Genomic DNA, 12,944 nt, shown 5'->3' with positions numbered 1-12,944 from the left:
ACACCCAATATGAATGCTTACATTGAGTCGTTTCATAGCCTGATGGAACGCGACCTGTTTAGCAGAAAATCTTTCGAAACTTTTGCAGAGGCATATGATTCCCTCGACGAGTATATGGATTTTTACAATAACCGAAAAATGCATGGTAGTCTAAGGCTGATGCCACCAGCGGTGTTTTCGGAGTGGACACAAACGCTGGAGGACACCTCAAGTTTCCATAAAGCCATGTAAAGTGGAGAAAAAAGAAGAAAAGCTACGATTGAAGTAAGATTGTATGGGTGGACTCCGGATTTAGGGGGCTGAGCCGCTTTTGCACCTTATCGCGTTCCTCGCCACTCGCTCGTCGCCATACTGGTGCACTTCTGCACCTTATCGCGCTCGTCGCCGCTCGCTCGTCGCCATACTGGTGCACTTATCAACCAGATTCACCTCCCGGACAGGCACCCTTCAGCCGCTCTCCCCGGGCAAGACCCTGCCGATAACACTTTACACCCTATCCGCGTTCGCATGGCCCGACCGGGTGCTCGATAGGTTCATTTTATACCCTATCCGTGCTCGCATAACCTGGCTGGGTGCTCGATAGGTGCATTTTATACCCTATCCGTGCTCGCATAGCCTGGCTGGGTGTTCGATAGGTGCATTTTATACCCTATCCGTGCTCGCATAGCCTGGCTGGAAGCCCGATAGGTGCATTTTATACCCTATCCGTGCTCGCATAGCCTGGCTGGGTGCTCGATAGGTGCATTTTATACCCTATCCGTGCTCGCATAGCCTGGCTGGGTGCTCGATAGGTGCATTCTGCACCTTATGGCGCTTTCCGGCACACGCTCGTCGCCATTCTGGTGCATTTCTGCACCTTATGGCGCTCCTCGCCACTCGCTCGTCGCCATTCTGGTGCATTCCTGCACCTTATGGCGTTCGCCGCCACCCGCTCAACTCCATTATGGTGCACTTCTGCACCTTATCGTGCTCGCCGCCACCCGCTCAACTCCATCATGGTGCACTTGTGCACCTTATCGCGCTCTTCGCCACCCGCTCAACTCCATTATGGTGCACTTCTGCACCTTATCGCGCTCTCCGGCACACGCTCGTCGCCATTCTGGTGCACTTCTGCACCTTATGGCGCTTGCCGCCGCACGCTCGACGCCATTCTGGTGCACTTCTGCACCTTATCACGCTCGCCGCCGCACGCTCGTCGGCATCCTGGTGCACTTCTGCACCTTAAGAAGCAGCCACTTGCAGTGCACTGGGTTAGAAGAGCGCGGTTCATCATCTCCGTCCGAATACTACAGCTATGACTACCTGTGGGCACGGGATAGGCATTAGCCGCATAGGATACAGCAGGATGAACACCTAATTCTGTTCGTGAAGGAGATTGACTGACTGTATGGCAAATGCTAATGAATACTTCTACGGCCCAGACGGTAATCTGTACGTACAGCAAACCGCACCCTCCAGCAGAGATTGCGGCTGCGGCGGCCCTCGCATGTTAATGCCTCCTCCGCCTCCAGGCCCAGGAGGACCTGGCGGACCTGGTGGTCCCGGATTCCCTGGCGGCCCTGGATTCCCTGGCGGTCCTGGCGGGCCTGGCGGACCCGGATTCCCTGGCGGTCCTGGCGGCCCCGGATTCCCCGGCGGTCCTGGCGGCCCTGGATTCCCTGGCGGGCCTGGCGGCCCTGGATTCCCTGGCGGGCCTGGCGGACCAGGCTTCCCTGGCGGACCGGGCGGATTCCCGCCACCGCCGTTCCCTGGACCTGGACCGTTCCCGCCACCTCCATTCCCTGGACCTGGACCGTTCCCGCCACCGCCGTTCCCTGGACCGGGACCGTTCCCGCCGCCTAGACCACCATTCCCGTTCCCTATTCCGCTCCCTATCCCATTCCCGCCATTCCCTGGGCCTGCAGCTAACGTCACAGTGGTCATCAACGGGGGACGCGCATTCCCGTATGTCACACGCGCATACAGCGTGAGATTCCGTCCCGGCTTAACGATCTATCAAGCTCTGGCCGAGACAGGTGCCGTTCGCTTCAACAATAGCGGTCAGATTGTCTCTGTGAGCGGAGTGTCCGTCATTGGCAATGTGGATTATCTCCTCCGCCTGAACGGAAGACAGATTCCATCCACGCTGCTGAACTTCCCGGTACAGCCTAACGATGCGGTTGCACTGGAGTTGTTCTACGACAACCTCAGGGTGAGCGATTCTTCCCAAGAGGATGGCACCCACTCCAACGAACCTTGCTAATTGCGCGTGAAAAAGCCCCTCTGTCAAGCCTCAGCAGGCTTGACAAGAGGGGCTTATCTCCTGCACCCACACCGCTCAATAACGCTTACCGAACATTCTCCTGAAGATCAGCACGGCGAGTGCAAGCCAAGCGAAGCTGATCAGATATGCCCCTACCACGTCGCTCGGATAATGCACCCCGAGATAGATTCGGCTCACACCGATGCCTACAATCATGACGCCGCTGGCTGCCAGCAGCAGTCCACGCGCCGTCTTGCCCGACATATGCCGCCATAATAAGTATGTAAGGATCCCATAGAAGCTAGCCGCTCCCATGGAATGTCCGCTGGGGAAGCTGTAGCCTGCTGCTGTTACGATAGGCTCCAGAGTAGGACGAGCTCGCTCGAACCACAGCTTAAGCAGTACATTCAGCAGCGCAGAGCCCGCTATAGCCCCTGCGAATAGCAGCAGCTCCTGCCGATGACCGAGGACCACCTGCAGTATAAGCGCAGTAGCCGCAGCCAGAATAATAACGAACCAGGCCGAGCCTACGACGGAGAATCGCTTCATTAGCCCTGTCACCTCAGGGGAAGTCAGCTGACGAACCTGCTCGATGACTAGCCGGTCGAATTCGACGATAGCCCCCGAGTTAACGCTCACAGCAATGATAACGAAGCCGATGAGGCACGCTAGCCCGTACAGGGCTGTCTTCTGTGTAGTCCACTGAATAGGAATCGGATTCCTCTCCCTTCTCTAATCTCCCGCAGGCAGGCATATGGTAAAAAAAAGCCGCCAGCAGGCACACGAACCTGCAAGCGGCATATTCTATTGCTCAATCTTCTTGCCCTTGCCGCTGATGAGCTTAAGCTGGTCGTTCTCATAGCCTACAATGTAGGTTACCTGATACTTGCTAAGCTTATACTCCCCGTCAACTCGCTCGTCGACAGAGATAACCGCAGTGACGACCGCCTTATCCTCGCCTTCCGTCTTAATAAGAAGGTCATCGATGACCACATTCCTCGTCGGCAGATAGCCCTCTCTGAACTCGTCATAGCTTGTTCCTTCACGCCAGTTGCCGCCAATGAGCGAGTAGGCATAGACATAGTCAGAGTTGTTCAAGGAGTCGTAGAAGTGGCGTACAAGGTAGTCTGCATATTCACTGATCGACTTCTCCTCTTCCACCTCTGCCTCTTCGCTGCCTTCCATCTGAACAGCCTCTGGCAGTACCTCCATCGGTTCTGTCGACCACGCTTCCGCCATTGCAAGTATATTAACGATTGGAATACTGAATCCGATACCGCTCTGCTCAATTCCTGCGGAGTTGATGCCAATGACTCTGCCTGTCGTCTTATCTACTAGAGGGCCGCCGCTGTTGCCGGGGGCAATCGCAGCCGAGATCTGGTACAGGTCTGTGTAATGATAAGGCTCGATGTCGAACGTACGATTCACACCGCTAATAATGCCGGTTGTCACCGTGTTCTGGAATCCGAGAGGACTGCCGACGGACAGCACCTCATCACCAACCTCCGTCTTCTCATCGCGAACGAGCGGCAGCGGATCAAGATCTGCTAGATCAGGGACACGGACCACCGCTACATCCGTCTCCGTTGATATTCCGATGACCTGACCCTGCAGCTCGCGCGCATCCGCGGTCTTAATCTTCACTTCCTTCACGCCGGTCACGACATGTGCATTCGTAATCAGATCACCTTCACCGTTGTATAGGAAGCCCGAGCCCTGCTTGCCGTCCTCTGTCTCGATCATGACGACCAGCTTCTGCGTCTCGAATATAATATCCTTCAGCGTCTTCGGCTTGTCCGTCTGCTTCTTATCCTCAGACACCGCCAGCAGAGGCGGTGTGCTCAGCTTCTTCGGCAGCTCCGAGCGAATGGCGAGCGCCCCGCCGGTTCCCCCTAGCAGCACCGCCCCGCAGGCGATGATGCTTAGCCAGGTTGATTTTGTCATAACAGATAACCTCTCCTTACCCTTCCAGCCCGTTAATCCAGATACCAAGTGGCATTGTCGACGACAACTGTCACCTCTTCGGTATAAGCCCCATAGACAATGTCCGTGAACTTCGCTGAATCGCCAGTCTCCACATACTCCGGAGTGACGCCAGCTGTCCCTGAGCCGAGCTTCTTCTTGTCCTTGTCATAGACCGTATACTCGATGAAAATCGAATAAATCGGCCGTGTCGCCTTATTCGTCAGCTCTCCCGTAATATGAAGATCACCGTATTCATCCAGCTTAGCCTCAATCTTGCCTACCTTCAGAGCCGCGGTCTGATTAATAATGTCCTCTTCCGCTGCCCGCTGCATGGCGTTCTCAATTCGCTCCTGCTCCGCTTGTTCGAAGTCCAGCTTATCCTGCTGAATCTTGTCCTTAAGCGCAGTCAGCTTCTCGTCGCCTGGGGCATAAGTAAGTCCTTGCTCTGCTGCTGAGAGCGCATCGTTGAAGTCCTTCTCCTGCAGCAGCGCTTCGGCTTGCTGATAGCTGATGACCGCTATCTTGCTAATAATCTGCTCCCTAACCGCAGCGGCTTCGTCGCCCTTCAGCCCTTGGGTAATATTCAGCTTGGAGGCCAGCTCCTCTACCGTAGTCAGCTTATCGAACTCTTCCTTCACCTTCAGCACAGTCAGCATAATGGACTGCTCATCGTACTGCTCATGAAGCAGCTGGAATATCGGTTCTGTCCGGTCCTTCAAGCTGGCTTGCACTTCCTCGAGCACTTGGCCTGCCTCATCCAGCTTCTGCACCTTAAGCTGCTCTTCAACACTGGTGAGCGACTTCTGCATGGCGAGAGCTTGCTCGACGACAGCGAGATCCTTATCCAGCGCCTGATAAGAAGGTCTTGCTTCATTCGCGCGGTTAAGCAGCGCCAGTGCATCACTGTACTTGCCCGCTATCGCTTCCTTCTTCGCCTGCTCATGCCACCCCTGCACATCGGCATTAATGCGAGATTCATAGAGGTAGTAGGCAAGCAGTCCTGACGCGACTAGGAGCAGCAATAGGATAGGTACGATCCAAGGAATTATCGATTTTCTGACCGAAGCCTGCTGCTCTTCTTCTTCGAGAAGCAGGTCATTATCTATAAGGGGATAGACCGCGTTCATGCTCGCTGCAGTCTGCAATTGGCCGGATTGAATTTCTATATCAGCTTGGTGCTCCTCTGACTCAGCACTCTGCATGGGCTTGCCGCAGTGACTGCAGTAGATTGCATCTCGAAGCTGTTTCCTTCCGCATTGATGGCAATACAATTTCGTTCATCCTCCATACCTAGCATTCTGACATTTTATCTCTTCTACTAGTCTACCACAACGGCTCCCAAAGTTCGCTATTCCATTATTCATCATATCGTACTTTTTATCCCAGATTGGAGGCGGAGCGATGGCAAGGCTGCAATCGTCAAAAAAGGATTACCCCATATCGCCATGGCGTAATCCTAAATGTTCAAAATAATTAAGTGCTCATCGACCAAACCCTATCGCTTGCGATGAAGAAGCAGCGCCAGCGGCAAGGCGGATGCGATAATCCAGAAGGCAACGAAGAAGGCATCATTCACTCCCATCGTATAGGCAGAAGCATGAATAGAAGGAAGACCTGCATCCGCCGCAATGGGATGCTGTTCATGATACGCGTACCTGGCATAGAACAGCGAGGTGAACATGCCTAGAGCAAGCGCTCCGAACACTTGTCTGAGCCAATTGATTAAGGCCGATGCATCTCCCGCCTGCTCCTTCGAGACCGCTCCCATCCCTGCATTCATAGCCGGAGTCATGGATAATCCGATTCCTACATAGCGAACAGACATCCATAGCGCCACATAGGCGCTGCTCGTGTCTGGAGTGAGCCGCGTGAAGGCCCATGAAGCTCCTGCCAATAGCAGTGCTCCTGTACCGACGAGCGGCATAGGTCCAATCCAGCGATACAGCTTGCCAGACAGCAACGTGGCTCCGGCCAGCGCCATCGCTGGCGGAATGAGAAGCAGTCCAACCTGCAGAGAGCTCATCTGATGAATCTCCTGCAGATAGAGGGGAATGAAGTAGATGCCCGAATACAATCCAATGATGAGAACAACGGAGGAAGCTAAGCTCGCCGTGAACATTCTCGATCGGAATAATCTCAGTTGAAGCAGTGGAGTATCCGTCCTCAGTTGATGGCGGATGAAGAGTGCAATAGCCGTGACACCTGTCCCGAGCAGAATTAGCGACTTCCTATCAAGCCAGCCCCAAGCGTGAACTCGGCCGAACAGATATAGCAGACATAGACTTCCTAGTACCGCCAGGAACATCCCTAAGCCGTCCGCCTTGCGCAGAGTATTCGATCGATGAGATGGCAGGTATCTGACTCCCATCGCGTATGTGAGTATGCTGAGCGGCAGAGTGACCACGAACATCCAATGCCAATTGTAGCCCTGCAGCCATCCGCTGATCGTCGGTGCCAGAGCAGGACCTAGGATAGTTGCCCCTGACCATAGGCTGATGGCCGTTGATTGCTGCTCTCTTGGCACCGACTGGTAGATCATCGTGAGCGCGACGGGCTGAATTAACCCGCAGAACAAGCCTTGCAGCATCCGGAACAGGATGAGGACATAGACGTTCCATGACAATGCGCAGAGCAGGGAAGTGACCGTCAGCCCAGCTATGGAGACCAGGAACAAGTTCTTGTTGCTCCATCGATCCCCGAGGAATCCGGATAATGGGGCAATGATTCCCGTAGCAAGCGTGAAGCCCGTCACCAGCCATTGTACCGTTGCCAATTCCGTATCGAAGATTCGAATGAATCCTGGAAGGGCCACATTAAGGGATACCACATGGTAGATTCCTATGAAGGAGCCTAGGAATAAGGTAGCCAGCTGCTTCCAGTAGGCTGATAATCGGTCTGACTGCGTCCCTGACGCTACGATTGCCGCTTCTCCATGCATCATGAAGCCAGCCTCCTTGTCTGTCTGCTCTTCAGCAGAAGGTAGAAGTCTCCAATGACATGGTCGACAACCTTTTTTTTGATAAAAATATAATTCCAATCTCAGCACTCGGGTATACGTAAAGTATCGTTAACTTATCATGGCACTTCGCAGCTGTCAATGCTGTTCAAACGGCTAGTCTCAGCTAGTTCATTCAAGCTAGCACTTCAAGGCTGGGAAATCGAGGGTTGACAGCTTCCTTGGCTCTTGGTAATATAACCCTACAGAACCACTTGGAATAATTGGATATGTATCTATATTGGAGTTGACCGTACAGACGGAGGCTGCCTTCTTGTTCATAAGGAGGATGCCTCCGTCTGTTCTATATTCTAATCCCTGAGAGGTTGATGATGATGAGCAGCTCCATTCGCAAGGAAGAATTCCGTATTGATCTTGACCATGGATTAACATTGCCTGGAGAGGTGAGGCTCAGGGAAGATGCAACCGAGCTGCCCATCCTGCTCGTTGCCCATGGATTCCGCGGGTTCAAGGAATGGGGCTTCTGGCCCTATGCGGTGAATGCATTCGCAGAACAAGGGTATTACACCGTCATCTTCGACTTCTCTCGCATTAGTGCAGCTAGCAGTAAGGTATTAGACGAGGAAGGCAAGCAGGCTGCACGTACCGTGTCCCAGGAGCTGAGTGATCTTCATGCGTTACTAGACCTTATTCAGGAGAAGAGGCTGCCACTCGCAGCAGCTGCAGACACGACCAAGGTCATCTTGCTCGGGCACAGCCGCGGCGGGGCGTCCAGTATCCTTGCGGCTGCGGAACGGGAGGACGTGTCCGCTGTCATCGCTTGGAATGCTCCGGCTAATCTCCAGCCACAAGCTGGGGCTGATCCATTCTTATCAGAGGACGCTGCTCGCAACGCTGAGCGTTATCATGTACCAAGGAAGCTCGCTTCCCTGCAGAAGCCGGCATTGATTGTACAGGGGACGGAGGATCAGGTCAGGGTGCTCGAGGGCTATCAGGCTCTTCAAGACGCAGCCCCTGCTCAGTCCTATGCAAGCATTAACGGAGGGAACCACACCTTCGGTGTAGACCATCCATTCGCAGGGCCGACTCCTGAGCTAGACGAGGCCCTGAATACAACGCTATTGTTCCTGAGGAGGCAGGCTGGAACGCCCCAGTCTGCGGCTAGTAGGCAAGCGTAAGCCAACGCTATGGCAAGCATTGAAGTAAAAAAAGAGGCACAGCCCCATGGGTTGTGCCTCGTCCAATTATAATAGCCATTGCAACTCGCAGGGTGTGCTAAGTCAGCACAGTCAGCATAGTGAGCACCGTCACCAACGCTAATAAGAAGACGAGCTTTACCTTGCCAGTTCTAATGCGCTTCTTCCTTCAACTGCTTCAGACGCTTCATGACATCATTCGGGCCGCGGCCATAATAATCATGAAGCTGATTGTACTCGGCATAGAGCTTGTCATACACGGCTACGTTAGCCGGAATCGGCTTGAACGTCTCCTCGCGCACGCGCGCCATCTTCTGCGCTGCATCAACGATACTATCGTATCCGCCAACCGCAGCACCCGCGGCGACTGCCCCGAACATAGCAGCCCCAAGAGCCGGCGTCTGCTTGGAAGCAGCCACCTTAATCTCCCGATTCGTTACATCTGCGTAGATTTGCATGAGCAGACGGTTTTTCTGAGGAAGACCGCCGCACGCATACAGCTCCTGCACTTCCACTCCGTTGCTGTGGAACGCCTCTACAATCTTACGCGTGCCGAACGCCGTTGCCTCGAGCAGAGCGCGATAGATCTCCCATGGCTTCGTCAGCAGGGTCAGACCTAGAATCGTTCCAGTCAGATCCGTATCAACGAGCACCGAGCGGTTGCCGTTCCACCAGTCCAGCGCGAGCAGACCGGATTGTCCGACCTTCAGCTCAGCAGCCTTCTGCTCCAGATAGACGTGAATATTGAGTCCTTGCTTCTCCGCCTCATCGACCGCATAGGCTGGCACAGCCTCGTCCACGAACCAAGCGAATATGTCGCCAACCGCCGATTGCCCCGCTTCATACCCATAATAACCAGGAATGATGCCGTCTTCGACCACGCCGCACATGCCCTCTACTTCCTTCTCTTCCTTACCAAGCAGAAGGTGGCAGATCGATGTGCCCATCGCCATCACGAGCTTGCCCTCGGATACGACGCCTACAGCAGGCACCGCAGCATGCGCATCTACATTGCCGACCGCAATAGCCGTTCCCGCTCTCAGCCCCATGCGGGAGGCCATCTCTTCGGTCAGTTCACCGGCCTTGGAGCCTAGCGGAAGCACTTCTCCGCGCAGCTTCGTCTCGGTGAGCTGCTCTAGGCGCGGATCAAGCGCGGCGAAGAACTCGCTGCTCGGATAGCCATCCTGCTTGTGCCAGATGGACTTGTAGCCGGCGGTGCAGGAGTTGCGCACGATGCGGCCGGTCATCTGGCCGACCACCCAGTCGGTTGCCTCGACGAACCGATCGGCTGCTTCATACATCTCAGGAGCTTCATTCAGAATCTGCCAAGCCTTGGCCATCATCCACTCGGATGAGATCTTGCCGCCGTAGCGAGGGAGGAACTTCTCACCGCGCGCCGCCGCAATCTCATTAATAAGATTCGCTTCGTCCTGCGCCGCATGATGCTTCCACAGCTTCACCCAGCTGTGCGGGTTGTCCACATACTCTTCATGCAAGCATAGAGGCTTGCCGTTCTCATCGATGGGGAGCATCGTACAAGCCGTGAAGTCGATACCGAGACCGATGACATCAGCCGGATCGACCCCCGATTCCTTCATCACAGCTGGTACGGATGTGTGCAGCACCTCTAGATAGTCCTCAGGATGCTGGAGCGCCCAGTCATGCTCCAGCTTGATGCCTGATACAGGCAGCTGCTCATCAATTACAATATGGCGGTAAGGAGTTACGTGCTCGGCAATCTCGGCACCATTGCTTAGGTCAACGAGCACGGCGCGGCCGGATTCGGTGCCGTAATCGACGCCGATGGCGTACTTGGAACTCATAGGGTAGATCCTCCTTGGTTAGTTGTCATTATCTCTGACCGTAATAGGCGGCTGCTCCATGCTTGCGCAAGTAGTGGCGGTCCAGCAGGTCTTGGTCCATTGGCTGTACGGATGGATTCAGCTGGTACGTATGAAGAGCCATCTTCGCGCATTCCTCCAGCACCACAGCGTTATGAACCGCTTCATGCGCATCCTTGCCCCAGCAGAACGGTGCATGGCTGTTCACCAGCACAGATGGAACCTGCTTCGGATTAATGCCGCGCGATTCGAACGTCTCCACGATGACTCGGCCTGTCTCGAGCTCATACTCTCCCTTGATCTCCTCTGCCGTCATCGGTCGTGTACAAGGCACCTCGCCATAGAAGTAATCGCCATGCGTCGTGCCGAGCGCCGGCAGAGAACGTCCTGCTTGTGCCCAGCTCGTTGCCCATGGGGAATGCGTATGGACGATGCCGCCTATCCCGGTGAAGGACCGGTACAGCAGCACATGAGTTGCCGTGTCCGAGGAAGGACGGTAGGACCCTTCGACGACTTCCCCTTGCAGGTTCACGACGACCATCTGCTCAGGCTTAAGCTCCTCATACGGCACACCGCTTGGCTTGATGACGACAAGTTCACTCTCGCGGTCAATCCCGCTCACATTGCCCCAGGTGAAGGTAACCAGCCCGTACTTCGGCAAGTCCATATTCGCTTCCCATACGGCTTGCTTCAATGCTTCTAACATATGTAAGCTTCGCTCCTCTCTCCCGAGCCGCAGCACGCACCTATCCGGGCTCCAGCTCATGGCTATATTATAGGTTGTACGTACAAGTATGTCACTATGAAAATATTACTCCCTACTCAGAAGAGCACTCGCACGTTGAGCTTCGAATGACCAGCTCCGGTTCGTAGATATGGTCCGGCGTCCGAGAACGAGGCGCTGCTTGCTGAATCATGCTCATCAGCAGCTCAACCGCGTCGATGCCCATCTGGGTCTTAGGGTGGGCAATCGTCGTCAGCTTCACCTCAGTCGCAACGGCCAGGTTCGCATCATCGAAGCCAACTAGGGACAGATCCTCCGGGACCGATAGGCCGCCCCGTCTAATCACATCGAGCATGCGGACAGCCAGCTCATCGTTATAGCAGACGACAGCGGTAGGCCGCGTAGCAGGGTCACGGGAAATTAACGCAGCCAGAGCTTCGAGGGGCTTCGTCTGCTTCTCCTCGGTTGAGTAGCGCACCAGATGCTCGGGCTGCATCTGGTGCAGGTGCTCCCGGTGGGCACGCACGAACCCTCGCATACGGTGAACGCCTTGGAAGTCATCCGTCTTGAAGAAGCCCGCAATCCGCTTATGCCCCAGCTCCATCAGATGCTGAGCGGCACGGTATCCGCCGAGCTCGTCATCCACCTTCAGGCAAGGAGCATCAACGTCGCTATATCTCTCGTTCAGCATGACGTAGGGGATGTTCTGCGAATCGAGTGCCAGGAAGTAGTCGAAGTTAGGATTGCCCTCCGCGCTCTTCGTCGGCTCGATAATGAGACCAGTCAGCGGCTCGCGCAGCATGGAGCTTAAGGAGTCACGCTCCTTGCCCTTCTCATTGTCCGTAGAGGCCAGCAGCAGCCGGGCTCCCTTCACCCGGAGACTGGATTCCACCCCTCTAACGATGGTGGGGAAAATATAATCTGAGATATGTGTCGTGATCATCCCAATCGTCATGCCGGGAGAAGCCGCGCGTCTGCCTGCTGACTGCTGGTCGGATACGAAGGTGCCCTTGCCTTGGGCGCGGTACAGCCAGCCCTCCTGCTCTAGATCTCCAAGCGCCTGGCGAACCGTCTGCCGGCTCATCTCGTACTGCTTCGCAATCTCATTCTCCGATGGCAGGCGGTCATGCGCCTTGAACCTCCCCGTCGTCATCCACGAGGTAATCTCTTGCTTCAGCTGCCTATACTTAGGCGGTTGTTGTTCCTTCAATTGCCGCACCTCTAATTCACGAGTTGTATTGGTGCAAGTATAGCATACCAGCCACTTGTACGTACAACAATTGGGGGGGGATAGTGTGGCGGGACGGTGATGTAGGCTGGCGCGGACCCGTGGGCGGGGCGGCGACGTTGGCTGGCGCGGACACGTGGGCGAGGCGACGATGTAGGCTGGCGCAGACCCGAGGGCGAGGCGGCGACGTTGGCTGGCGCAGACCCGAGGGCGAGGCGGCGACGTAGGCCGGCGCAGACCCGAGGGCGAGGCGACGACGTTGGCTGGCGCGGACACGAGGGCGGGGCGACGACGTAGGCCGGCGCAGACCCGAGGGCGAGGCGACGACGTTGGCTGGCGCGGACACGAGGGCGGGGCGACGACGTAGGCCGGCGCAGACCTGAGGGCGAGGCGGCGACGTTGGCTGGCGCAGACCTGAGGGCGAGGCGGCGACGTTGGCTGGCGCAGACCCGAGGGCGGCGCGGCGACGTTGGCTGGCGCGGACACGAGGGCGGGGCGACGACGTAGGCCGGCGCTGACCCGAGAGCGGCGCGGCGACGACGTAGGCCGGCGCAGACCTGAGGGCGAGGCGGCGATGTAGGCTGGCGCAGACCCGAGGGCGGCGCAGCGACGTTGGCTGGCGCGGACACGAGGGCGGGGCGACGACGTAGGCCGGCGCTGACCCGAGGGCGGCGCGGCGACGTTGGCTGGCGCGGAGCGAGGAGGCATGGGCGAGCTGCGCCGCAATAGCATCACATTGTGATGCTGCAGCACTCCGAGGTAGGCAAGTTGGGGCTATAGCATCACATTGTG

The 12,944-nt window shown here is 56.0% G+C and carries 10 protein-coding genes; 3 read left to right on the top strand and 7 right to left on the bottom strand.

Annotated features, from left to right (window positions below):
- Positions 1-231, top strand: a 231-nt coding sequence (locus tag ACFO9Q_RS19030) for an integrase core domain-containing protein (protein WP_379185048.1), incomplete at its 5' end; no start/stop codon positions are given.
- A gap of 1,156 nt (positions 232-1,387) precedes the next feature.
- Entirely contained in the window at positions 1,388-2,242 is an 855-nt protein-coding gene (locus ACFO9Q_RS19025) for a hypothetical protein (RefSeq protein ID WP_379185046.1), read from the top strand.
- A 75-nt stretch (positions 2,243-2,317) separates the two neighbouring features.
- Here the strand turns inward: ACFO9Q_RS19025 and ACFO9Q_RS19020 are convergent, their stop codons facing one another.
- From ACFO9Q_RS19020 to ACFO9Q_RS19005, 4 genes are all read right to left on the bottom strand, one after another.
- A complete protein-coding gene (locus ACFO9Q_RS19020; protein WP_379185044.1) occupies positions 2,318-2,881 on the bottom strand; it encodes a phosphatase PAP2 family protein in 564 nt (187 codons plus the stop codon).
- A 165-nt stretch (positions 2,882-3,046) separates the two neighbouring features.
- A complete protein-coding gene (locus ACFO9Q_RS19015; protein ID WP_379185041.1) occupies positions 3,047-4,186 on the bottom strand; it encodes a S1C family serine protease in 1,140 nt (379 codons plus the stop codon).
- A 32-nt stretch (positions 4,187-4,218) separates the two neighbouring features.
- Complete coding sequence (locus ACFO9Q_RS19010) at positions 4,219-5,478, bottom strand: FxLYD domain-containing protein (RefSeq protein WP_379185039.1); 1,260 nt, start codon at positions 5,476-5,478, stop codon at positions 4,219-4,221.
- Between the two features lie 224 nt (positions 5,479-5,702).
- Positions 5,703-7,148, bottom strand: a complete 1,446-nt coding sequence (locus tag ACFO9Q_RS19005; protein ID WP_379185036.1) for a DHA2 family efflux MFS transporter permease subunit — start codon at positions 7,146-7,148, stop codon at positions 5,703-5,705.
- A 389-nt stretch (positions 7,149-7,537) separates the two neighbouring features.
- Between ACFO9Q_RS19005 and ACFO9Q_RS19000 the strand changes: the two genes are divergently transcribed.
- Positions 7,538-8,341, top strand: a complete 804-nt coding sequence (locus tag ACFO9Q_RS19000) for an alpha/beta hydrolase family protein (RefSeq protein ID WP_379185034.1) — start codon at positions 7,538-7,540, stop codon at positions 8,339-8,341.
- Between the two features lie 170 nt (positions 8,342-8,511).
- On the opposite strand, the gene ACFO9Q_RS18995 is transcribed toward ACFO9Q_RS19000, so the two are convergent.
- The 3 genes from ACFO9Q_RS18995 to ACFO9Q_RS18985 form a co-directional block, all read right to left on the bottom strand.
- Positions 8,512-10,182 carry a ribulokinase gene (locus tag ACFO9Q_RS18995; protein WP_379185032.1) on the bottom strand — a complete coding sequence of 557 codons (1,671 nt, stop codon included), beginning with the start codon at positions 10,180-10,182 and terminating at the stop codon, positions 8,512-8,514.
- A gap of 28 nt (positions 10,183-10,210) precedes the next feature.
- Positions 10,211-10,906, bottom strand: coding sequence for an L-ribulose-5-phosphate 4-epimerase (gene araD / locus ACFO9Q_RS18990; protein WP_379185030.1), 696 nt, complete (start codon positions 10,904-10,906; stop codon positions 10,211-10,213).
- 112 nt (positions 10,907-11,018) lie between these two features.
- Complete coding sequence (locus tag ACFO9Q_RS18985; protein WP_379185028.1) at positions 11,019-12,134, bottom strand: GntR family transcriptional regulator; 1,116 nt, start codon at positions 12,132-12,134, stop codon at positions 11,019-11,021.
- Positions 12,135-12,944: the final 810 nt, after the last annotated feature.

This window comes from Paenibacillus sp. GCM10023252 (assembly GCF_042653305.1).
Classification (GTDB): Bacteria; Bacillota; Bacilli; order Paenibacillales; family Paenibacillaceae; genus Pristimantibacillus.
This window is presented reverse-complemented; position numbering and strand designations above follow the sequence as displayed.

What these genes read in the sequence shown, in the direction of transcription:
- ACFO9Q_RS19025 (WP_379185046.1), top strand. Translation starts at nt 1,388, where the DNA reads ATGGCAAATGCTAATGAATACTTCTACGGCCCAGACGGTAATCTGTAC.
- ACFO9Q_RS19015 (WP_379185041.1), bottom strand. Translation starts at nt 4,186, where the DNA reads ATGACAAAATCAACCTGGCTAAGCATCATCGCCTGCGGGGCGGTGCTG.
- ACFO9Q_RS19005 (WP_379185036.1), bottom strand. Translation starts at nt 7,148, where the DNA reads ATGATGCATGGAGAAGCGGCAATCGTAGCGTCAGGGACGCAGTCAGAC.
- ACFO9Q_RS19000 (WP_379185034.1), top strand. Translation starts at nt 7,538, where the DNA reads ATGAGCAGCTCCATTCGCAAGGAAGAATTCCGTATTGATCTTGACCAT.
- ACFO9Q_RS18995 (WP_379185032.1), bottom strand. Translation starts at nt 10,182, where the DNA reads ATGAGTTCCAAGTACGCCATCGGCGTCGATTACGGCACCGAATCCGGC.
- araD (WP_379185030.1), bottom strand. Translation starts at nt 10,906, where the DNA reads ATGTTAGAAGCATTGAAGCAAGCCGTATGGGAAGCGAATATGGACTTG.